Annotated in this window: 21 protein-coding genes; 5 read left to right on the top strand and 16 right to left on the bottom strand. The window is 66.2% G+C overall.

The window, feature by feature from the left end; genetic code table 11:
* Window positions 1–59 precede the first annotated feature (59 nt).
* The 7 genes from H9532_RS03320 to H9532_RS03290 all read right to left on the bottom strand — a co-directional run bounded on the left by H9532_RS03320 (window position 60) and on the right by H9532_RS03290 (window position 6,555).
* A complete protein-coding gene (locus H9532_RS03320) occupies window positions 60–491 on the bottom strand; it encodes an Hsp20/alpha crystallin family protein (protein WP_296365768.1) in 432 nt (143 codons plus the stop codon).
* A 162-nt stretch (window positions 492–653) separates the two neighbouring features.
* A complete protein-coding gene (locus H9532_RS03315) occupies window positions 654–1,172 on the bottom strand; it encodes an MEKHLA domain-containing protein (RefSeq protein WP_296365804.1) in 519 nt (172 codons plus the stop codon).
* Window positions 1,173–1,176: 4 nt separating this feature from the next.
* Window positions 1,177–2,109, bottom strand: coding sequence for an SWIM zinc finger family protein (locus H9532_RS03310; protein WP_296365766.1), 933 nt, complete (start codon window positions 2,107–2,109; stop codon window positions 1,177–1,179).
* A complete protein-coding gene (locus H9532_RS03305) occupies window positions 2,106–2,480 on the bottom strand; it encodes a hypothetical protein (RefSeq protein ID WP_296365764.1) in 375 nt (124 codons plus the stop codon). Before H9532_RS03305 ends, H9532_RS03310 begins: the two co-directional genes overlap by 4 nt.
* Window positions 2,477–2,968, bottom strand: coding sequence for a nucleotidyltransferase substrate binding protein (locus H9532_RS03300; protein WP_296365762.1), 492 nt, complete (start codon window positions 2,966–2,968; stop codon window positions 2,477–2,479). The genes H9532_RS03305 and H9532_RS03300 overlap by 4 nt, the downstream gene beginning before the upstream one ends.
* 4 nt (window positions 2,969–2,972) lie before the next feature.
* Window positions 2,973–6,104, bottom strand: coding sequence for a DEAD/DEAH box helicase (locus H9532_RS03295; protein ID WP_296365760.1), 3,132 nt, complete (start codon window positions 6,102–6,104; stop codon window positions 2,973–2,975).
* A 19-nt stretch (window positions 6,105–6,123) separates the two neighbouring features.
* Window positions 6,124–6,555, bottom strand: a complete 432-nt coding sequence (locus tag H9532_RS03290) for a hypothetical protein (protein ID WP_296365758.1) — start codon at window positions 6,553–6,555, stop codon at window positions 6,124–6,126.
* 41 nt (window positions 6,556–6,596) lie between these two features.
* On the opposite strand from H9532_RS03290, the gene alaS reads away from it, so the two are divergent.
* Window positions 6,597–9,236 carry an alanine--tRNA ligase gene (alaS, locus tag H9532_RS03285; protein ID WP_296365756.1) on the top strand — a complete coding sequence of 880 codons (2,640 nt, stop codon included), beginning with the start codon at window positions 6,597–6,599 and terminating at the stop codon, window positions 9,234–9,236.
* Between the two features lie 94 nt (window positions 9,237–9,330).
* A complete protein-coding gene (locus tag H9532_RS03280) occupies window positions 9,331–9,534 on the top strand; it encodes a hypothetical protein (RefSeq protein WP_296365754.1) in 204 nt (67 codons plus the stop codon).
* On the opposite strand, the gene H9532_RS03275 is transcribed toward H9532_RS03280, so the two are convergent.
* Window positions 9,531–10,466 (bottom strand): GGDEF domain-containing protein, encoded by a 936-nt coding sequence (locus tag H9532_RS03275; protein WP_296365752.1) that lies wholly within the window; start codon window positions 10,464–10,466, stop codon window positions 9,531–9,533. The two genes, H9532_RS03280 and H9532_RS03275, sit on opposite strands and share 4 nt — an antisense overlap.
* On the bottom strand, window positions 10,463–10,978 hold the full coding sequence (locus tag H9532_RS03270; protein WP_296365750.1) for a cyclic nucleotide-binding domain-containing protein: 516 nt from the start codon (window positions 10,976–10,978) through the stop codon (window positions 10,463–10,465). Before H9532_RS03270 ends, H9532_RS03275 begins: the two co-directional genes overlap by 4 nt.
* A 152-nt stretch (window positions 10,979–11,130) precedes the next feature.
* Between H9532_RS03270 and H9532_RS03265 the strand changes: the two genes are divergently transcribed.
* Window positions 11,131–11,835, top strand: a complete 705-nt coding sequence (locus H9532_RS03265) for a Crp/Fnr family transcriptional regulator (RefSeq protein ID WP_296365749.1) — start codon at window positions 11,131–11,133, stop codon at window positions 11,833–11,835.
* Here the strand turns inward: H9532_RS03265 and H9532_RS03260 are convergent.
* From H9532_RS03260 to H9532_RS03245, 4 genes are all read right to left on the bottom strand, one after another.
* Window positions 11,795–11,986, bottom strand: coding sequence for a hypothetical protein (locus tag H9532_RS03260; RefSeq protein ID WP_296365746.1), 192 nt, complete (start codon window positions 11,984–11,986; stop codon window positions 11,795–11,797). The two genes, H9532_RS03265 and H9532_RS03260, sit on opposite strands and share 41 nt — an antisense overlap.
* A gap of 96 nt (window positions 11,987–12,082) precedes the next feature.
* On the bottom strand, window positions 12,083–14,029 hold the full coding sequence (gene speA, locus H9532_RS03255) for a biosynthetic arginine decarboxylase (RefSeq protein WP_296365802.1): 1,947 nt from the start codon (window positions 14,027–14,029) through the stop codon (window positions 12,083–12,085).
* Window positions 14,029–14,421, bottom strand: a complete 393-nt coding sequence (locus H9532_RS03250; protein WP_296365744.1) for a type II toxin-antitoxin system VapC family toxin — start codon at window positions 14,419–14,421, stop codon at window positions 14,029–14,031. Before H9532_RS03250 ends, speA begins: the two co-directional genes overlap by 1 nt.
* Window positions 14,418–14,669, bottom strand: coding sequence for a type II toxin-antitoxin system Phd/YefM family antitoxin (locus H9532_RS03245; protein WP_296365742.1), 252 nt, complete (start codon window positions 14,667–14,669; stop codon window positions 14,418–14,420). Before H9532_RS03245 ends, H9532_RS03250 begins: the two co-directional genes overlap by 4 nt.
* Window positions 14,670–14,838: 169 nt before the next feature.
* Between H9532_RS03245 and ndk the strand changes: the two genes are divergently transcribed.
* Window positions 14,839–15,294: a nucleoside-diphosphate kinase gene (ndk, locus tag H9532_RS03240; RefSeq protein WP_010305500.1), complete on the top strand. Its 456-nt coding sequence runs from the start codon at window positions 14,839–14,841 to the stop codon at window positions 15,292–15,294.
* A 34-nt stretch (window positions 15,295–15,328) separates the two neighbouring features.
* Here the strand turns inward: ndk and H9532_RS03235 are convergent, their stop codons facing one another.
* Complete coding sequence (locus H9532_RS03235) at window positions 15,329–15,658, bottom strand: DUF3307 domain-containing protein (RefSeq protein WP_010305496.1); 330 nt, start codon at window positions 15,656–15,658, stop codon at window positions 15,329–15,331.
* A 107-nt stretch (window positions 15,659–15,765) separates the two neighbouring features.
* Entirely contained in the window at window positions 15,766–16,875 is a 1,110-nt protein-coding gene (thiO, locus tag H9532_RS03230) for a glycine oxidase ThiO (RefSeq protein ID WP_296365738.1), read from the bottom strand.
* 102 nt (window positions 16,876–16,977) lie between these two features.
* On the opposite strand from thiO, the gene gatB reads away from it, so the two are divergent.
* Entirely contained in the window at window positions 16,978–18,450 is a 1,473-nt protein-coding gene (gene gatB / locus H9532_RS03225; RefSeq protein ID WP_296365736.1) for an Asp-tRNA(Asn)/Glu-tRNA(Gln) amidotransferase subunit GatB, read from the top strand.
* Between the two features lie 336 nt (window positions 18,451–18,786).
* Here gatB and H9532_RS03220 read toward each other — a convergent pair whose 3' ends face one another.
* Window positions 18,787–19,503 carry a hypothetical protein gene (locus H9532_RS03220; RefSeq protein WP_296365735.1) on the bottom strand — a complete coding sequence of 239 codons (717 nt, stop codon included), beginning with the start codon at window positions 19,501–19,503 and terminating at the stop codon, window positions 18,787–18,789.
* Between the last annotated feature and the right edge of the window lie 2 nt (window positions 19,504–19,505).

The raw sequence follows: 19,505 nt of genomic DNA, 5'->3' as shown, positions 1-19,505 counted from the left end.
GAGGCTGGGTCCCGTCTCGTTTGGTGTGATCTTGGCGGCGGCGTGCCGCCTTGTCTGATTCAGCCCTCCACCTTCACGGTCACGCTGGTGAGGGTCTGGGCTTTGGGTACCTCCACCGTGAGGAGTCCGTCGCGGTAGACGGCCTGGACGGCTTCGCGATCAATGCCCGAGGGGAAGCGGAAGCTGCGGCTCCACGTGCCGTAGCGGATCTCGCTTAGCAGCTTGGCGGGTGTTTGGGCGGCTTCGGTCGCTTCGCTGTTCTCGGGCTGGGGGGCGCGGCGTTCGGCGCTGATCACCAGGTTGCGATCGGTGGCTTTCACGTCGATGGAGTCGCGGACGACGCCGGGCAGTTCCAGGCAGATGCTGTAGGCGGTTGCGGTTTCGTGTACTTCAGCGGCGGGCACGCGCTCGGCGGTTTGGATCTGTTGCTCGAGGCGCTTGAACAGGTCGGACTCGAGGCGATCGAAAGCGGATTGGCGCAGAGTCAGCATGGCTGTGTCTCCTGAATGTGCGGGTGCGGGGTGTTCACCCGCAACGCCAATGTGCTTGGCTTGATTGATCGCGCAGAGTGCAAGAACCGACCCTTCCGGTGCGGTGTTCACACCCGCGGTTCGGCTGCTACGCCAGGGTTTTCGGGAGAGCCGAACAGATGCTTACAGCCACCACCAGCTGCTGAACGCTGCGGCTTGGCCGCAGGGCTGATTGCCCGGGCCCCAGAGGGTCCAGAGGCGGGCGTTGTGGATCTGGAAGCGGCGGCCGCTCTGGCTGATGCGCACGCCGCTGTAGCCCTCGCTGGCGTGCCGCTGCAGAGCGTTGGCGAGCATCTGGGCGCGACTGGCTCGCTCCTGTGGCTCCGCTGTGAGCCGCGAGGGCATGCCGATCATGTCGGCCCAGTTGCGCTCCCACAGCTGCAGGGCCGCGGCGTTGGCGTAGATCAGGGCGGGATCGGGGCCGCCGTCGTGGGCGAGCACCACGGTGTCGGCCCGGAACAGCAGCTGAGAAGCCTGGAGGCCATCGTGCGTGGTGCTGCCAGCAAGCAGCGGCCGGCCGAAAGCCCGCTCGAATGAGCGCAGGATGCAGCTCGCGAGGTGTTGCTTGCCGGGTGTGAGCCAGGGAGCTGGGGCCTGGGCCACGGCCAGGCGCCGCAGGCGGCGGCGGCGGGGCGGGCTGATCACCTCAGGCTTGGCCGCTGCTGCCCACGTCGCCTTCACCATTGTTGCTGCCGGCCGCCATGGCGGTAGCCATCGCCGCAGTGCCGCAGGCGGCCCCATGGGCTTTGAGCTGCTCCACAAACAGTTTGCCGGCTTCGGGGAAGCGGCCGTCTTCCGCCAAGGGCAATGGGCCGGCTTCATCCAGGCCCGTATCGCCCTCCATGGCCGGGGTGATCACCACGAGCCCCGGATCGAGGGCTGCGCCGTAATTCCACCAGCGGTTTGGATCGCGGATGGCTGCGGGAGCGGGATTGAGGGAGCCTTCGGCGGCTGGCTGCGGGGGCGCAGCGGCTGGAGCCGCCTCTTTCGCTTCTTTGGCTTTCTTCGCCAGCAACGCCCGCCGCTGCACCGCCAGATCGCTGAGCAACTGGGCGCGGGTGCGCCCCCGCAGCTGGAAGAGCACGAAGGGGTCTTCGCTGAAGCGCTCGCCCATCAGGTAGTAGACGGCGCTCACGTGTTTGCAGGGGTTGATCTTGTCCGGGCAGGTGCATTCGCTGCGCACCTCCTGCAACTTGAACGGAAACAGCCGCCGGCCGCTGGCGGCGAAGGCGCGTTCGATGTCTTGGGGCATCACGCCCGCCAGCAGCTGGGCCGACCAACGTGCCTTCTGGCCGAGAGCCTCGAGTACGTAGCCCCAGTCGTCGTCGCTGAGCACATCGAGCCAGAGCTTCACCTTGTAGGGGTCTTCGCCGCTGCCCTGAACGCGGGCGTGGACGCGGCGCCCTTCAAAGCGGATTGAGAGCACGTTGCCGCTGCGGGCGTACTCCCAGGCGCGCTCGAGCCGTTTCTTGAACCGATAGCCATTGATCAGCTCCATCCACTGCTCGACCCACCAGGGCTGCTGGCCCAGGCCTTGATCGCCCAGTTGGGTGGTGATGCCGTTGGGGGTGATGGTCATGGGAAGGGGATGCCAATGCGTTCGATGTGCTGCTGCAGGCCGGGATGGCGCAGGGAATCCCAGTGGGTCACATCAAAGAGGTAGGGAGTGGGCAGCTGATCGAGGGCTTCGCATAGGGCTGCTGTGCAATTCTCGTCGGCGCTGTAGGCGAGGTCGATGTCGGAGCCGCGCCAGTGCTGGCCACTGGCCCTAGAGCCGTAGAGCTTCACCCAGTGGAGCTGCGGAAACTGGTGCTTCAGGCAGTGACGGATCTCGCTGACGGTGCGAGCGGGCAGGCCATGGATGTGGCGCAGGTGTTGCCGCGACTCTTCAGGGTTCTGTACCAGCTGTACGGAACCCGGAAGTGCCTCTCGTTGGCGAGTTGGTGTCATGCCGTTGCCTCGCTCAGCCCTTGCTCCTCCAGCCGGCGCGCCGCCAGGTTGCGTTGCAGAGCCTGCAGCTCCGGGGCGTACGACTCGGCGACCATCCGCGCGGCTGCCGCCAGGACCGCACAAGCTTCGGGGCTGCCGTCATCGCCTTCGAGGTCGCCATCCGCTGTGAAGAGGGGGCGGCTTTCCAGCATGTCGATCCAGAGCTGACCGTTCTCGATCACCCCGGTAGCGAACGCCTGTTTGATCACCTGCCGGGGCAGCCGGGCGTCGATGCCGTTCCAGGCCAGCAGATCCCGCAGGCACTTCCAGCCCAGCTCCAGGCAGAAGGCGTAATGGCGGAGCACCAGGCCGGCCAGCAGGTCGGGGTCGCGGAACTCCGCCCGGCCCTCCAGGTGCCCTTCCAGGCGGCGGAGCACCGATTCGAAATTCTCGAAGCGCTGTAGCCAGCGTTCCGGGCTGCGGCTGGCGACTGGCAGGGAGGTCTGCATCGCGTCAGTCCTCGCTGAGGGTCACCAGGTCCTTGAGCTGGCGCACGTCCATGCCGCCGAGCCAGTCTTCGCCGGAGCCCACGATGTCTTCGGCGAGCTTCGACTTCTCCTTGATCATCCGGTCGATGCGTTCCTCCACCGAACCGCTGGTGATGAACTTGTGCACCATCACGCGGTTTTGCTGGCCGATCCGGTAGGCACGGTCGGTGGCTTGGTTTTCCACGGCGGGGTTCCACCAGCGATCGATGTGGAACACGTGGCTGGCGCGGGTGAGGTTGAGGCCGACGCCGCCGGCCTTGAGGGAGAGCAGGAACAGCTGCGGACCGCGGGGGTCGTCCTGGAAGCGATCCACCATCGCCTGGCGTTCGGCTTTGCTGGTGTTGCCGTAGAGGAAGGGCACCGGTTGCTTCCACTTCTGCTCGAGGTGGGCCTTGAGCAGGTGCCCCCATTCGGCGAATTGGGTGAACAGCAAGGCGCGATCGCCCGCCTCGATCACCTCCTCGAGGATCTCTTCAAGGCGCTGCACCTTGGCGCTGCGGGCGGCGAACTCCTTGAAGAAGCCCACATCGCTGGGGTCGGGATCCTGCTTGAGGGCCAGGGCCGGGTGGTTGCAGATCTGCTTGAGCTTGGTGAGCAGCGCCAGCACCTGGCCGTGCTTTTGCCCCAGCGGCGCCCGGGCGATCGCATCGAGGCTCTCCTCCACGGTTTGGTTGTAAAGCTTCTTCTGCTCGGGGGCGAGCCCCACCCATTCGCTCAGTTCCACCTTCTCAGGCAGGTCGGAAATGATCGATTTGTCGGTTTTGAGGCGCCGCAGGATGAAGGGGCTGACGCGGCTCTTGAGGTCGCGCAGCGACGACATGTCGCCGTAGCGCTCGATCGGTAGGCGATAGCGCTGGCGGAAGAAAGGTTCATCGCCGAGCACCTTGGGGTTGAGGAAATCCATCAGCGCCCACAGTTCGCTGACGCGGTTTTCCACCGGCGTGCCGGTGAGGGCGATGCGGAAGCGTGGGCCGCATTTGCTGCCCCGGCCGGGGCGGCCCAGATCCCGCGCCGCCATCGACTGTTTGGCGTTGTGGTTTTTGATCGCCTGGGCTTCATCGATCACCACGCCCTGCCAATCGATCGCCTCCAGCAGTTCGCTGTCGCGCTGGAGCAGGCCATAGGTGGTGAGCACCAGATCCACGCCCTTGAGGGCTTTCTTGATCGCCTCGGGGCTGTTGGGGCGGCGCGGGCCGTAGTGCTCATTCACCACTAGGTCGGGGGTGAAGGCCGCCGCCTCCCGCTTCCAGTTGGTGAGCACCGAGGTGGGCGCCACCAGCAGCACGGGGCGTTTCAGCTCGTCTTCGGCCTTGAGGTGCTGGATGAACGCCAGCAGCTGAATCGTTTTGCCGAGACCCATGTCGTCGGCCAGGCAGGCGCCCTGATCGAAGCGATGCAGGAAGGCGAGCCAGCCCAGGCCGCGCTCCTGATAAGGGCGCAGCTGTCCGGCGAAGCCGGGGGGCGCCGGCAGGGGATCGGGGGCTTTCTGCTGGTGGTATTGCTCGAGCACCGCCTGCAGGCGCGGACCGGCGGTGAAGGCATGCACTGGCAAGCGTTGCAGCGTTTCGCCTTCGTTGCCGGTGATGCGCAGGGCGTCGTCGAGGCTGAAGGGAGGTTCGGCGGCGCAGAACTTCTCGGCGTTTTTGAGATCGAGGGGGCGCAGTTCGATCCAGGCACCCTTGTGCTGCACCAAGGGGCTGCGTTTGGCCGCCAGCTTCTCGAGGTCTTTGAGGGTGAGGGTGACGCCGCCGATCATGAATTCCCAGCGCCACTCGAGCGTTTCGCCGAGGGTGAAGCCGCGCGATTTCTCGGGCAGCTCGGCGGTGATGGCCAGGCCTAGGCGCGAGGCCAGGCCTCCGGAGAGGCTGGCGGGCAGCACCACGCCCACACCCACATCCCGCAGCCGGCTGGCGGCGGTGCGCACCAGCACGAAGGCCTCCGCTGGGGTGAGCTGCATCGCTTCTGGGGTGGCGGCATTGAGCCCCCGCTCGATTGGCTCAAATGCCAGCAGCGCTCGGCCCAGGCCTTCCAGCAGCAGCGCGCCGGGTTGATCCAGCTGGATCTCGCCCAGGGCCAAGCTGCCGTCGCCGGCGCCCCACACGATCCCGGCGGGCACCCGCAGGGTGGGGTCGGCTTCGGCCTGCAGCCCAAAGCGCAGCTCCCAGAGCTCTTCCCCCTCCGGCGGGGTGAACAGCTCCAGGCAGGCGCGGGCGGGTTCCACCTTGCCGGCCACGGTTTCGCGCCAGTGGTGGCTGGCGATCGCCAGGCGTTCCTGGTCTTCTTCCTCGATCTGGATGCGGCCGTCGTGGCTGGCGAGGCCCTCTTCCCAGGCCGCCAGCAGCGGATCAAGACCCTCGCCGCCGGGGGCAAAGGCGGAGCGCAGCTGGCCGTCCACCAGCTTTTCCACGATGCTGGCTACCAGCAGGCGGTTGGAGCGGGGCCGGCCGCAGGCCAGGTGCGGTTCGGCGCTGGAGGCGGCCACCACCTGGGGCATGCGGGTGGCGAGGTCTTCGAGGCGGCGGCGGTCGTCTTCGCGGTTGAGCAGGGGCAGCCAGCTGGCTTTGCCCTCGGCCGCATCGGGCAGCCAGCGGCCGCGCGCGATCAGGCTCAGGCACCAGCGCTGCAGATGGCACCACCAGAGCAGGTCGTCGCCCAGGCCCGCCTCTGCGGTGCCGGAGAGGGGCAGTTGATTGAGCCATTCCGCAGCGGGGCCGGGCTTGAGGAACCAGCCCTCCAGCTGCCAGGGCCACCAGGTGAGGTCTTTGGGGAGCGGTTCACCTGCCTGCAGGGGCATGCCGCTCCAGGCGCCAGCGCTCTCGCTTTTCTGGCCGCGGCTGAGCTGCTGGCGGCTGGGCAGGGTGAGGGTGATGGTGGCCTGGCGCAGGTCTTCCGACCAGAAGTGGTTGTCGTCGAGCCAGGTGGCCAGATCGTCGAGGTTGAGGCTGAGGGGGTGGAACGGTGCTTCGCCGCTGGGGCTCACCGGCTCGGCTACACGCCAGGTGTCCGCCCAGATGAACAGGCCCGCGCTGGGGGCCTTGCCCTTGGCGAAGCTGCCCCGCGGAACGACGGGCAGCCAGGTGGCATGCAGCAGGCTCATGGAGGCGGGGCCTGGGGAGTCAGGGCCGCCGGATCACGGTGGCCCGTGCAGCGAAAACTCGCGGCAGAACCTGCGATCCGTGCAGCACCAGTGCGGCGCCGATCAGCGGCAGCCAGGCACGAACGAGTTCCATCATCACAGTTGGCGCCACCAACGCCAAGTTCTGCAGCCAGGGAGAGGGCAAGGGCCAGGGGCTGAGGGGCGGCAGCGCCAGGCTGTGGATGCCGCACACGGCGCCCACCAAGCCCGCCTGCAGGTGGCTGTCGTCGGGGTCGACGCGTTGCAGGTGGAAGGCCAGCAAGCCATAGAAGAAGCCGCAGCCGCCGGCCCGCAGCGCTGCCTCCACGCCGAACGGCAGGCCGAACACCAGCGCGCTCAGGCCGGCACCCAGGGCCCAGGCGATCGAGCGCAGGCGCAGCTGCGCGCGGGAAGAGTCGGTGGGGGCGCTCATGCTGCGCGATCATGCCCGGTTCAGGCTTTTCTTGCTTCGCCATGGCTGCCGCCGCCCCTCGCACCGGTGCTGAGATCCGCGCGGCGTTTCTCGATTTCTACGAAGAGCGCGGCCACAAGCCCATGGCCAGCGCCTCGCTGGTGCCGGAAGACCCCACGGTTTTGCTCACTATCGCCGGCATGCTGCCGTTTAAGCCGGTGTTCCTGGGACAGCAGCAACGGCCGGCGCCCCGCGCCACCAGCTCCCAGAAGTGCATCCGCACCAACGACATCGAAAACGTGGGTCGCACAGCGCGGCATCACACGTTTTTCGAGATGCTCGGCAACTTCTCCTTTGGCGACTACTTCAAGGAGCAGGCGATTCAGTGGGCCTGGGAGCTGAGCACCGGTGTGTTCGGCCTCTCCCCGAAGAACCTCGTGGTGAGCGTGTTCCGCGAAGACGACGAGGCAGAACAGATCTGGCGTGACGTGGTGGGGGTGAACCCCAAGCGGATCATCCGCATGGATGAAGCCGACAACTTCTGGGCCTCCGGCCCCACGGGCCCCTGCGGCCCCTGCTCGGAGATCTATTACGACTTCAAGCCTGAACTCGGCGACGACGGCATCGACCTCGAAGACGACTCCCGCTTCATCGAGTTCTACAACTTGGTGTTCATGCAGTACAACCGCGACGCGGAGGGCACCCTCACGCCGCTGGCCAACCGCAACATCGACACCGGCATGGGCCTCGAGCGGATGGCCCAGATCCTCCAGGCCGTTCCCAACAACTACGAAACCGACCTCATCTATCCGCTGATCGAAACGGCGGCGCAGCTGGCCGGCGTGGCCTATCCCGCCCTCGATGAGAAGGGCAAAACCAGCCTGAAGGTGATCGGCGACCACAGCCGTGCCATCACCCAATTGATCTGCGATGGCGTCACCGCCAGCAACCTGGGCCGTGGCTACATCCTGCGCCGGTTGCTGCGCCGCGTGGTGCGCCACGGACGTCTCCTCGGTATCGACAAGCCCTTCCTCACGGCGATGGGTGAGGCGTCGATCGCGCTGATGCAAAGCGCCTACCCGCAGCTGGTGGAGCGGCGTGAGGTGATCCTGGCGGAGCTCCAGCGCGAGGAAGCCCGATTCCTGGAAACCCTGGAGCGCGGCGAGAAGCTGCTGGCCGATGTGCTGGCGGCCAAGCCCACGCAGATCTCAGGCGATCAGGCCTTCGAGCTCTACGACACCTACGGCTTCCCGCTGGAGCTCACCGAGGAGATCGCCGAGGAACACGGTCTCACGGTGGATCTCGAGGGATTTGAAGCGGCGATGGAGGCCCAGCGTCAGCGGGCCAAGGCCGCGGCGGTGAGCATCGATCTCACCCTGCAGGAGGCCATTGATCAAGTGGCCGCTGACCTGGAGGCCACGGCCTTCCGCGGCTACGAACTGCTCGAGCAGAGCAGCTGCGTGTTGGCGTTGGTGGTGAACGGCGAGCCGGCCCAACGCGCCGTGGCCGGCGACAGCGTGCAGGTGGTGCTCGACACCACCCCCTTCTATGGCGAAGGCGGCGGCCAGGTGGGCGATCGCGGCGTGCTCAGCGGCGACGAGCTGATCGTGGCGATCGACGCCGTGAGCCGGAACCGCAGCGTGTTTGTTCACAGCGGTCGCATCGAGCGCGGTGTGCTCAGCCTGGGGGATGTGGTGCATGGCCAGGTGGACCGCGCCTGCCGCCGCCGCGCCCAGGCGAACCACACCGCCACGCACCTGCTGCAGGCGGCGCTGAAGCAGGTGGTGGATCCGGGCATCGGCCAGGCCGGTTCGCTAGTCGACTTCGATCGCCTCCGTTTCGACTTCCACTGCCCCCGTGCCGTGAGCGCATCGGAGCTCGAGCAAATCGAAGTGCTCATCAACGGCTGGATCAGCGAGGCCCACAGCCTTGAGGTGCAGGAGATGGCGATCGAGAAGGCCAAGGCCGCCGGTGCCGTGGCGATGTTCGGTGAGAAGTACGCCGATGTGGTGCGGGTGGTGGATGTGCCCGGTGTGTCGATGGAGCTCTGCGGCGGCACCCATGTGGCCAACACCGCTGAGATCGGCCTGTTCAAGATCGTGAGCGAGAGCGGTGTGGCCGCTGGTATCCGCCGGATCGAGGCTGTGGCCGGCCCTGCCGTGCTCGCGTATCTGAACGAGCGTGATGGGGTGGTGAAGCAGCTGGGCGAGCGCTTCAAGGCCCAGCCCGCCGAGATCGTGGATCGTGTGGCGCAGCTGGCTGATGAGCTCAAGGCCAGCCAGAAGGCTCTGGCTGCGGCGCGCGAAGAGTTGGCCCTGGCGAAGTCGGCGGCGCTGGCCGGGCAGGCGTTGGCGGTGGGTGAGCACCAGCTCTTGGTGGCGCGCCTTGATGGTGTGGAGGGCGGCGGTTTGCAGAGCGCTGCCCAGGGCCTGGCGGATCAGTTGGGTGACGGCGCGGCCGTGGTGCTGGGCGGCCTGCCCGACCCCGCTGATTTGGGCAAAGTGATCCTGGTGGCGGCTTTCGGCAAGACGGTGATCGCGGCCGGCCCCAAGGCCGGAGCCTTCATCGGCGGCATCGCCAAGGCCTGCGGCGGCGGCGGTGGCGGCCGGCCCAACCTGGCCCAGGCCGGTGGCCGCGATGGCGCAGCCCTTGATGGGGCGTTGGAGCAGGCCCGCACCGAGCTCACGGCGGCGCTGGGCTGAGGCGAGCCAGCCGGATGGCGAACCGCTCCTAGTGGCTGGCGCCTTGAAACAACGGGGGAATCCTTCAGGTATCCATCGTTAGGAGCTGCAAGCCATGGCCAGCAGCTTTTCCATCCAGGCCCGCCAGCACTGGACCTTCCAGCTGGTGTTGTTGGGCAGTCGCCTGAGGCTGGAGGGCTGTCGTGCCGCCAATGGCCCTGGTGACGAGCCCCTGCACTGCTCCACCTGGCTGCAGCCGCAGGACACGCCCTACGACGCGGCGCATGAGCTGATGGCGCATCCGAGCTGCTGCGTCTAACCCAGCTCCACCCGATTGCGGCCCCCGCGTTTGGCCCGGTAGAGGGCGGTATCGGCCCGCTCCAGCTGGGCCTCCCAGGCCTCGCCCGGGGTCCGCAACGCCACGCCGATCGATACGGTGACTGGCGGCAGATCGTCGACCTGGAGCTGCTGCACCGTCTGGCGTAGCCGCTCTCCCAGCCCCTCGGCTGCTGCCGGGCTGGCTTCTCGTTGACAGATCACCAGGAATTCCTCGCCCCCCAGCCGCACCAGCGCATCGCTGGGCCGCAGCGAATGGAGCAGGGTCGTGGCGACGGCTCGGAGCACGGCATCGCCGCAGCTGTGGCCGTGGGTGTCATTGATCGCTTTGAAGTGATCGATGTCGACCATCAGCAAGGCCAGCTCCGGGTAGGCCCGCAGGGCCTCAAGGTGTTGGTCCAGCCAATGGCGGTTCAGGGCGCCTGTGAGGGCATCGCTGAGGGCACGGGTCTGTAGCTGTTGGTTCAGCGACTGGGCACCACGGGCATGCAGGTTGGAGCGCCGCAGACGCTCGCCCATCAGCTGCAGCAGGTTGAGGGCCAGTTGGTGGGATTGCTGGGCCCAGGCCAGGAGCTCCTGCCGTTCGATCACCAACAGCTCGCTGGTTTGCTCACAGCGCACCCAGGCGGTGGTCTCGCCCAAGCTGAGGGTCGACACCTCGCCCACGCATTCACCGGGGCCGATGGTTGCCAGGGGTGCTGCATCCCCCTGCTGCAGGGTCACCAGCAGGCGCCCTGCAATTACCAAGAAGGTTTGGCTGTTGGCTTGATCAGCCGACAGGACCGTGGCCTCCCCGGCGAGGCAGCGCAGCTCGCTTGCGTCCAGCCATTCGGTCAGCAGTGTTGGATCGATCCCGGAAAACAGGGGGGATTGCAGCTGCAGCACGCGCTCCAGAAGCTCGGGGCCGCCTGTCATCGCAGCAAGCCCTCCAATTGATCCGCCGCTGCGGCGATGGAATGGCCGCGGTGGCGTAGGGCCATGCAACTGTCCTGCAAGAGGGCGCCATCCCCGCTGTGGGCGGCCTTGATCCCATCGAGCAGCAATCCCACCAATTCGTTGCCCTGCAGGCAGCGCTGGCTGATCAGGCTGAGCAGTTCAATCGAGAGGTCGGCGTCGAACAGCATCGCTTTGAGAAGCTGATTGCCATCCACGGCGATCAGCTGCGCGGGCTCGTCGAGCACCCGCACATCGGCGGAATGCACGCCGTTGCCGAACAGGCCCATCTCCCCCAACAGCTCTTCCGCTTCCACGATCGCCAGGGTGTGGGGTTGGCCATCGCTCTGCCGCACCTGGATGGCGACAGTGCCTTCGGTGAGCAGCAGCACCCGCTCGGCTGGGGCGCCCTGCCGGAGTAACAGTTCACCGGGCTCGGCGCGGAACTCCACCGGCACGATTTCACTGTCGTGAGCCGCCAGGAGCAGTTTCATCCGCTCCCGCACGATGCTGCGTTGCGTTTCGATCCCCCCCCATCGGCTGCCCTGCGGCTTGTGCTCATCCTGGTGGGGTTGCCCCCGCCTGGCCACGGCTATTGCCGTGGCGCTTCAACTGGGCTTGGGTGGTGCCGCTCCTCTGCATGGTCATGGCCGATTTCACCCCTGATCAGCTCCAGGCCTGGCCGCTGTTTGCATCGCTCAGCGCAGAGCAGTGCACGCAGCTGCTCGATCGCCACCTGCAGAGCAGCCATGGGCCGGAGCAGGTGTTTGTGATGGAGCAGGACTGGGGGGAGTCGCTGTTTCTGTTGCGGAGCGGCATGGCCAAGGTGCGCACTTACACCGCCGATGGCGATGAGGTGGTGATGTCGGTGCTGGGGGAGGGTGATGTGTTCGGGGAGATGGCGGCGCTTGATGGTGCAGCCCGATCAGCCGATGTGGTGGCCCTCACGCCAGTGACCTTGGTGAAACTGCGGGCTGCGCCGTTTGCGGCCTTGCTGCAGCAAGACGCCGGCTTTGCGCTGTCCTTGGCGCGGCTGGAGGCCTCACGGCTGCGGGATCTCAACCAGCGCTTCGCGATTCAAAGCGGTGATGCCACCACCCGGTTGCTCGATGCCCTGGCCTACTTGGCCCGGCGCAGCAGCGTCGCCAATGATCCGCAGGCGCTGATCCCTGCGCTGGCCCAACGGGAGCTGGCCCTCTTAGCCGGCTTGGCGCGGGAGACGGCGTCGCGCACCCTGAGCAAATTGCGCAGTCGCGGCACGGTGGAAGAGCTGGAGGGTGGTCTGCGGATCGCAGACCTGCAGCCACTGATCAAGCGTGGGCTGATGCCAGCGCACAGCAAGGGCGGTTGATCAGCTCGTGGGCGCGGGCCCGGGTGGAGTCCATCGGCTCGAGCACGGTGCTCAGCTTCTGGTCACCGCTGAGGGCTTCCAGCACCAGCAGGCTGCCGAACATCACGATCTGGAAGGTCCACTGATCGAAGCCGGGGAGGGAGAAGGTCATGGCCGTTGGGGGAACTGGATTCACCCTCACCGCTCTGGCGGGATGGCCCGGTGATCCCCGGCGGCCGCCGCCGTGATCTTGCTCACAGCCCGTGGCTCACTCCTGCAGATAGGTGGTTTGCCGCAAGCTGGTTTCCAGGTGATCCATCAGCCGGCGGGCTTCGCTGATCTTCAGCTGACCGCGCTGAATGGCGGCTTCGCTGGCCACCCGCAGCCGTTCCAGCAGCAGCTCCGGATCGTGCTCCATCGCTTCCAGCACCTGGGCGTTGGTGTTGCCGCGCACCACGTGATCGAGCTGATAGCCGCCACCGGGGGCGAGGCGGATGTGCACCGCATTGGTGCTGCCGAACAGGTTGTGCAGGTTGCCCATCACCTCCTGATAGGCGCCCCCCAGGAACATCCCGATCAGATACGGCTCCCCGGGCCTCAGGGCATGCAGCTCCAGCAGGGGCTTGGCCTGGCCATCGCCGATGAAGCGGGCGAGCTTGCCGTCGGAATCGCAGGTGAGGTCGGCGAAATGGCCCAGCTCCGTCGGCTCCTCATCCAGCCGGTGGATCGGCATCAGCGGGAAAAGCTGCTCGATCGCCCAGGTGTCGGGGGCGGAGCGGAACACCGAGAGATTGGCGTAGTAGGTGCCGGCCATGGCGGCCCGCAGTTGGCGCAGGTCGTCGGGGATGCCGCTGCCGCGGGGCAGACGTGCCACGATCGCTTCAGCGCAGGCCCAGGTGAGCTGTTCGGCCATGGCCCGTTGCGGCAGCGAGATGTAGCCCAAGCGGAAGGCCGCGAGCGCGTCGTCTTTGAACTTGATCGCGTCGTTCCAGGCCTCCTGTAGGCGTGAGAGCACGCCCTCCTCTTCGGGGGCTGTCGCGGTGATCCCCTTCAACGTCTCCCGCAGGTTGCGAACCGTGAGGGGTTCGCTCTCCTCCTCGGCAGGCACAGCGCCTGGCATGGCTGCGGTGCCCAGCACGTTGAACAGCAACACCGAGAAGTGGCTGGCGATGGCGCGGCCGCTTTCGCTCACCAGGGTGGGCACCGCCACCCCATGGGGTTCGCAGCACTCGCGCACCGTGGCCACCACGTCGTTGGCGTAGTTCTGCAGGGAGTAGTTGGTGGAGGCCGCCGTGGCGGTGCGGCTGCCGTCGTAGTCGATCCCTAATCCGCCGCCCACATCGAGGAAGCCCATCGGGGCCCCCTGTTTGGTGAGCTCCACATAGATCTGGCCGGCTTCCTGCAGCGCGTCCTTGAGCACGGCAATGTCGTTGATCTGGCTGCCCACGTGGAAGTGGAGCAGGCGCAGATCCCCCAGCAGGTCGGCCTGGCGCAGCGCCTCCACGGTGGCGAGCAGATCCGGAATCGAGAGGCCGAACTTGGCCTTGTCGCCCACGGAGCTGCCCCAGCGGCCGGTGCTGCGGCTGGAGAGCTTGGCGCGCACGCCGATGAAGGGGGCGGCCCCAAGGGCGCGGCTTGCGCTGATGATGCGCTCCACCTCATCGGCCTGCTCGATCACCACCACGGGCTGGCGGCCAAGGCGGCGGGCCAGGATCGCCGTTTCGATGTAGCGCTGGTCTTTGTAGCCGTTGCAGATCAACAGCGCCTCAGGGTCGTCGATCAACGAGAGGGCGATCAGGAGCTCGGCCTTGCTGCCGGCTTCCAGACCGAAATGCCAGCGGCGCCCGCAGCTCACCAGCTCCTCCACCACGTGGCGCTGCTGGTTGCACTTCACCGGGAACACGCCCTGATAGCGGCCGGCGTAGCCGTATTGAGCAATGGCGCGCTCAAAAGCGGCGTGCAGGCGCTCAAGCCGGTCTTCGAGGATGTCGTCGAAGCGGATCAGCAGCGGCAGGCCCAGGTTGCGGCCCTCCAGCCCCTGCACGAGCTCCATCAGATCGAGGCTGCCGCCCCGATCGCCCTGGGGCTGCACGCTGATGTGCCCGCGGGCATTCACAGAGAAGTAGGGCTCTCCCCAGCGGCTGAGGCCGTAGAGCTCGGCGCTGGCGGCGGGGGTCCAGCCCTGCTGCTGGCCTGCGATGGCGGAGGGGGCGATCACCACAGGCTGCGGACGTGCGGGTAGGCCCTGATTTTGGAGTCTGCCGTCACCAGGGGGATGTTCAGATCGCGGGCCTGCGCCACGAGGAACCGATCGGCGGGGTCGGCATGGAAGGTGCCGGGGAGTCGGGTGGAGGCCACGGCGACCGTGGGGCTCAGGGGCAGCAGCTGCAGCCTGGGTATCGATGCCACCAAGTGGAGCCAGCGTTCAACGTCGACGCTCAGGCCGAGTCGCCCTCGATCCACCAGCATCGCCACTTCCCAGCAGCTGATGGCCGACACCAGGCGTTGCTGTTCCTCCGCTTCGATCGCCGCGATCGCTGTATTGGAGAGCCTGTCCTGCTCACCGTTGGCCCACCAGATCAACACGTGCGTGTCGAGCAGGATCACGCCAGGGCCTCCCAGTCAGCTTCGGCAATGGGTTCAAACGGTTGGTCGTAGTGGGTCACCGACCCGCGCAGTGCCTCCAGAGGATCGGTTGCATCGCTCTGCTGGGGCCGATAGGGACGGACTTCGAGGGCCGGTCGGCCGTGATCCGTGATCACCAGAGGTTCCCCACTGGTTTCGATCTCGCGGAAGAGGGCCAGAGCCTGGGCCTTGAATTGCGACTTGGAGACCTGACGGGGAGCGGTGGCCATGGTCATCGTCGGTAGAGCTTGAGCCTAGTCACATAACTAGGGTCAGAAATGCCTGGATGGCTGCTGGCTCTCAAAAGGGCGGATCGATGCATGGCGTTGTTGTGGCGCTGTGCTTGCCAAGCGGCAGCCCCGCCGCGGACGATGGGCCGGATCTGACGTTTTCTCTTCCATGGCCGAACGCACTTTTGTTGCCATCAAGCCCGATGGCGTGCAGCGCGGCCTGGTGGGCGAGATCCTCGGCCGCTTCGAGCGCAAGGGTTTCAAGCTGGTGGGCCTCAAGCAGCTCACCCCCAGCCGTGAACTGGCCGAGAGCCACTACGGCGTGCACCGCGAACGTCCCTTCTTTGCTGGCCTGGTCGACTTCATCACCTCCGGCCCCGTGGTGGCGATGGTGTGGGAAGGCGACGGCGTGATCGCCAGCGCCCGCAAACTGATCGGTGCCACCAAGCCCCTCGAGGCTGAGCCCGGCACCATTCGTGGCGACCTGGCCGTGAACATCGGCCGCAACGTGATCCACGGTTCCGACGCTCCCGAAACCGCCCAGTTCGAAATCGGCCTCTGGTTCCAGCCCTCCGAGCTGAGCGACTGGACCCCCGCCGATCAGACCTGGCGCGTGGAGGGCTGATCCTTCGGATCGCCTCCGGGCAGCGCTGTCCAGCTCAGGCCAGCGCCAGCGCTGCCCAAATCCCCTTGCAGAGCAGATGCAGGCCCTGGTCGGCACCCATGCCGTAGCGCCGCTGGCATTTGCCCAGATCGATCAGGGTGTGCAGGCCCCATTCCGCCAGGCCCAGTAGCGGTTGGCCGGTGATCAGCCCCACCAGCAGCCCATGGATGGCGCCATGGCCGGTGAGCCACCAGCGCCACGACACCGCGCCTGAGCAACCCGGGCATTTCTCCTGGGCCATGCGGTCGTTCTGCAGACCGAAATCCCCCAGGAAATGGCCCATGCAGAGCAGGGCCAGCAGGTTGAGGAAGGGCAGCGGCTCCATCGCGCAGGTTGAAACGGCTCAGCAGCGATGCAGCCATGCTGAACACGATTCCGCGACTGGGTTGGCAGCTGAGGTGAACCGTTGCGCAGCAGTTGGCCGCGGCGGGGTTAGCCGTTGAAGCGATCCCAGCGGAAGCTGTTGAGCAGCGCTTGCTGAGCAGGAGAGCAACCGCCCGGCTGCAGACAGGCCCCCAGAAGTTCTGCCGTGATCGCGGCCAACAGCACGCCATTGCGGTGATGCCCGGTGGCCAGCCACAGCCCGGTGACTGCACTGGGCCCCAGCAGGGGCCCCTCATCAGGCGTGCAGGGCCGGAAGCCCCACCAGCGCTCCATCGGTGGCCATTGGCTGGCTTCGGGCAGCAGCGCTTCGATCCCCGCCTGGAGTTGCCGCTGGCCGAAGGGGGTGAGCCCTTCGGTGAAACCGGCTTCCCGTTCACTGGTGGCACCCACCACCAGCAGCCCGTCTTCCCTGGGCACCAGATAGGTGCCGGGGCCAAAGATCACTCGTTGCAGTGCCTCGCGCGGCCCTTGCAGCGAAAGCATCTGCCCCTTCACCGGGAACACGGGCAGCTGCGGCAGCAGTTGGGCACTCCAGGCGCCGCTGCAGAGCACGGCGGTGGCGGCCTCCAGGGTTTGCACCGTGGCTGCGGCATCGCGCACCCGCACGCCCCTGAGGCGATCACCCTCCTGCAGGAGCTCCAGCACCTCCACGCCCTCCTGGAAGCGCACCCCCAGTTCCACGCAGGCCCGCTCCAGGGCGCGCATCAGCTGGCGGCGGTTGTCGATCTGCCCGTCCTGGCGGAACAGCAAGCCCGCCTGCCAACCCGGCCCGATTCCCGGCAGCTCCCGCTCCAGCCCCTCGCGAGTGAGGGCCTCCCCCCAGGCGGCGGTGGGATACACATCCCGTTCGGCAGCCGTGGCGAACGGCACCACGATTCCGCAGGGCCGCAGGCCGCAGCTGAGGCCGCTATCGGCTTCGATCTGGGCCACCCAGGCCGGCACCCGCTCCAGGCTGAGCTGGCCGAGTTGCAGCAGGGCGCCGCTCAGCCCTTCCGCGTGGGGCGCCAACATCCCTGCGGCCACGAACCCCGCGGCTTCGCTGCGGCGCCGGCTGAGCACTTCCACGGCCTGGCCTGCGCGCGCCAGTTGGTGAGCAACCGCCAGGCCCATCAGCCCTCCGCCCAGGACCAACACCGGCGACTCGCTGGAGGCGGCCATGGCTCGCGGACAGCTGCAGACAGCTCCTCAGTGTTTCAGCCCGGCCCCGCCGATGGCCACTGGCGCCCTTCCATAGGATCGGCCCACGCATGGAGAACACACATGGCTGCTGAGGCCGCCTGGGAAGCCGTGATCGGCCTGGAGACCCACGTTCAGCTGGGAACCAACAGCAAGATCTTCACCAGTGCCTCCACGGCCTTCGGCGACGACCCCAACACCCACATTGATCCGGTGGTGTGCGGGTTGCCCGGCACGCTGCCGGTGCTCAACCAGAAGGTGCTCGAGTATGCGGTGAAGGCGGCGATGGCGCTCAACCTCAACATCGCTGAGCACAGCAAGTTTGATCGCAAGCAGTATTTCTATCCCGATCTGCCGAAGAACTACCAGATCTCCCAATACGACGAACCAATCGCCGAAGACGGCTGGATCGACGTGGAAGTGGCGGAAAAAGGGAAAGATACCTACCTCAAGCGCATCGGCATCGAACGCCTGCACATGGAGGAGGACGCCGGCAAGCTGGTGCATGCCGGCAGCGATCGCTTAGCGGGGTCCACCCATTCCCTCGTGGATTACAACCGTGCCGGTGTGGCTCTCGCGGAGATCGTGAGCAAGCCCGATCTCCGCACCGGCCGTGAGGCCGCGGAATATGCCTCTGAAATTCGCCGCATCATGCGGTATCTGGGCGTGAGCGACGGCAACATGCAGGAAGGCTCCCTGCGCTGCGACGTGAACATCTCCGTGCGCCGCGGGCCCGACGCACCCTTCGGCACGAAGGTGGAGATCAAAAACATGAACTCCTTCTCGGCGATCCAGAAGGCGTGCGAATACGAGATCCAACGCCAGATCAAGGCCTATGAGGCCGGTGAGCCTGTCGTGCAGGAAACGCGCCTCTGGGATGAGGGCAAGCAGCTCACCAAGAGCATGCGTGGCAAGGAAGGAGCCAGCGATTACCGCTATTTCCCTGACCCCGATCTCGGCCCGATCGAGGTAAGCGTGGAGCGCCGGGAAGGCTGGCGTGCTGAGCTGCCCGAGCTGCCCGCCGCTAAGCGCAATCGCTATGCCGAGGAGCTGGGCCTGTCGCAATACGACGCCCGCGTGCTCACCGATGAGCGCCCTATGGCCGAATACTTCGAGGCTGCCGTGGCCGCCGGCGCTGATGCCAAGGGCCTGGCTAACTGGATCACGGGTGACATCGCCGCCTATATGAATGCCAACCGGCTTTCCTATGCCGATCTGCCCTTCCGCCCCGAGCAGCTGGCGGAGATGGTGCAACTGATCGACGGCGGCAAGATCAGCGGCAAGATCGCGAAGGAGATCCTGCCGGAGCTGCTGGAGAAGGGTGGTTCACCGGCCGCGATCGTGGAGGCCAAAGGCCTGGGCATGATCAGCGATCCGGCGGCGATCACCGCGATCGTGGAGGAGCTGCTGGCGGCCCATCCTGAAGAGGTGGAGGCCTTCCGCGGCGGCAAAACCAAGCTGCAGGGCTTCTTCGTGGGTCAGCTGATGAAGAAGACCGGCGGCAAAGCCGATCCGAAGCTGGCCAACCAGATCCTCAATCAGAAGTTGAAGGGCTGACCTCAGAATCCAACCTGACTTTCGGGATACAACCCCCTCTTGCTTTTGTCATGAGGGGCAGAACGTGGGTGGTCCTGTTCATCAGAAGGGCCGTCGACCATCCACAATGCCAGGCATGGGCTGCTTGGCTCCTCCCAGATCTCCGCTTCCTGGAATGCAATGTTGCCGAGATTGCCAATAGAGGACGAGGTGTTCTTCCCGAGAGTGATGGGCTCAATCCCTAGCTCGCGTCTGCTTGTCAAAGGTCAGTTTCACTGTCTCTCTGGGTGACGCAGCCTCGAACCAATCAAAAGCCCCAGGTCGTTACGACCTGGGGGATCAGTAGCTCTCGCTGAATCAGAACGGAAGACGACTGCCGAGCTTGCCCAGGGAAGGGTTAAGGCCACCAATCTTCGTGCCACCGGGCAACACGACTCCAGAAGGCTTGGAGGAGTTGGAGGGGTTGTTGGAAATGGAAGCGCCAGAAGGATTGCTCTGGCGTTCGAGATTCTTGTTCCCAGGCAGGGTCAGTTTTCCTGATGGCTTCAAGCCATCAGGGAGAGCAATCGACTTGCGCTGAACGGGGTTATGGGCGTGCATGCCGCGAGGGAGAAAATTCCTGGCGGTCTTTTGTGGCTCAGAGGTCGCACCACCACGATCCATGGTGTCTTGAAGTTGGTCTTGGCCTCGGTCGTAGTGGTGATGCACTTCGGTGGTCCGATTGCCACCGTTGATGGCATTGCCGAGCACGCCGCCGATGGCGCCGCCAAGCATGCTGCCGAAAAACGACTCACCAGCAGAAGGAGCAGGGGCAGGAGCTGGGGTGACATACACCTGCTGAGGAGCAGCCGGCACATACGACACCTGAGCGCCCACGCCGTTTTGAACGCAGGCGAGGTTTTCGTTGCTCAGATCCAGGGCTGATTTCATCAGCAGGTCGCTGGTGCTGCGGCTGTAGCAATCAAAGATCAGCGGAGCAGCCTTGGCATCAGAACCAGGCAGGGCAGTGCCGGCAGCGGCAAGGGCGAGAGCGGCGAAACCGGTGATGGTTTTTTGAGCGAAGAGAGCAGACATGA

Source organism: Vulcanococcus sp. Clear-D1, from assembly GCF_014654725.1.
Classification (GTDB): domain Bacteria; phylum Cyanobacteriota; class Cyanobacteriia; order PCC-6307; family Cyanobiaceae; genus Vulcanococcus.
The sequence above is the reverse complement of the archived record's forward strand: the minus strand, read 5'-3'. Positions and strand labels throughout refer to the sequence as shown.

Coding starts and splice junctions, on each gene's coding strand:
- H9532_RS03320 (WP_296365768.1), bottom strand. CDS start 491: ATGCTGACTCTGCGCCAATCCGCTTTCGATCGCCTCGAGTCCGACCTG.
- H9532_RS03310 (WP_296365766.1), bottom strand. CDS start 2,109: ATGACCATCACCCCCAACGGCATCACCACCCAACTGGGCGATCAAGGC.
- H9532_RS03305 (WP_296365764.1), bottom strand. CDS start 2,480: ATGACACCAACTCGCCAACGAGAGGCACTTCCGGGTTCCGTACAGCTG.
- H9532_RS03300 (WP_296365762.1), bottom strand. CDS start 2,968: ATGCAGACCTCCCTGCCAGTCGCCAGCCGCAGCCCGGAACGCTGGCTA.
- H9532_RS03295 (WP_296365760.1), bottom strand. CDS start 6,104: ATGAGCCTGCTGCATGCCACCTGGCTGCCCGTCGTTCCGCGGGGCAGC.
- H9532_RS03290 (WP_296365758.1), bottom strand. CDS start 6,555: ATGAGCGCCCCCACCGACTCTTCCCGCGCGCAGCTGCGCCTGCGCTCG.
- alaS (WP_296365756.1), top strand. CDS start 6,597: ATGGCTGCCGCCGCCCCTCGCACCGGTGCTGAGATCCGCGCGGCGTTT.
- H9532_RS03280 (WP_296365754.1), top strand. CDS start 9,331: ATGGCCAGCAGCTTTTCCATCCAGGCCCGCCAGCACTGGACCTTCCAG.
- H9532_RS03275 (WP_296365752.1), bottom strand. CDS start 10,466: ATGACAGGCGGCCCCGAGCTTCTGGAGCGCGTGCTGCAGCTGCAATCC.
- H9532_RS03270 (WP_296365750.1), bottom strand. CDS start 10,978: ATGAAACTGCTCCTGGCGGCTCACGACAGTGAAATCGTGCCGGTGGAG.
- H9532_RS03265 (WP_296365749.1), top strand. CDS start 11,131: ATGGCCGATTTCACCCCTGATCAGCTCCAGGCCTGGCCGCTGTTTGCA.
- H9532_RS03260 (WP_296365746.1), bottom strand. CDS start 11,986: ATGACCTTCTCCCTCCCCGGCTTCGATCAGTGGACCTTCCAGATCGTG.
- H9532_RS03245 (WP_296365742.1), bottom strand. CDS start 14,669: ATGGCCACCGCTCCCCGTCAGGTCTCCAAGTCGCAATTCAAGGCCCAG.
- ndk (WP_010305500.1), top strand. CDS start 14,839: ATGGCCGAACGCACTTTTGTTGCCATCAAGCCCGATGGCGTGCAGCGC.
- H9532_RS03235 (WP_010305496.1), bottom strand. CDS start 15,658: ATGGAGCCGCTGCCCTTCCTCAACCTGCTGGCCCTGCTCTGCATGGGC.
- thiO (WP_296365738.1), bottom strand. CDS start 16,875: ATGGCCGCCTCCAGCGAGTCGCCGGTGTTGGTCCTGGGCGGAGGGCTG.
- gatB (WP_296365736.1), top strand. CDS start 16,978: ATGGCTGCTGAGGCCGCCTGGGAAGCCGTGATCGGCCTGGAGACCCAC.
- H9532_RS03220 (WP_296365735.1), bottom strand. CDS start 19,503: ATGTCTGCTCTCTTCGCTCAAAAAACCATCACCGGTTTCGCCGCTCTC.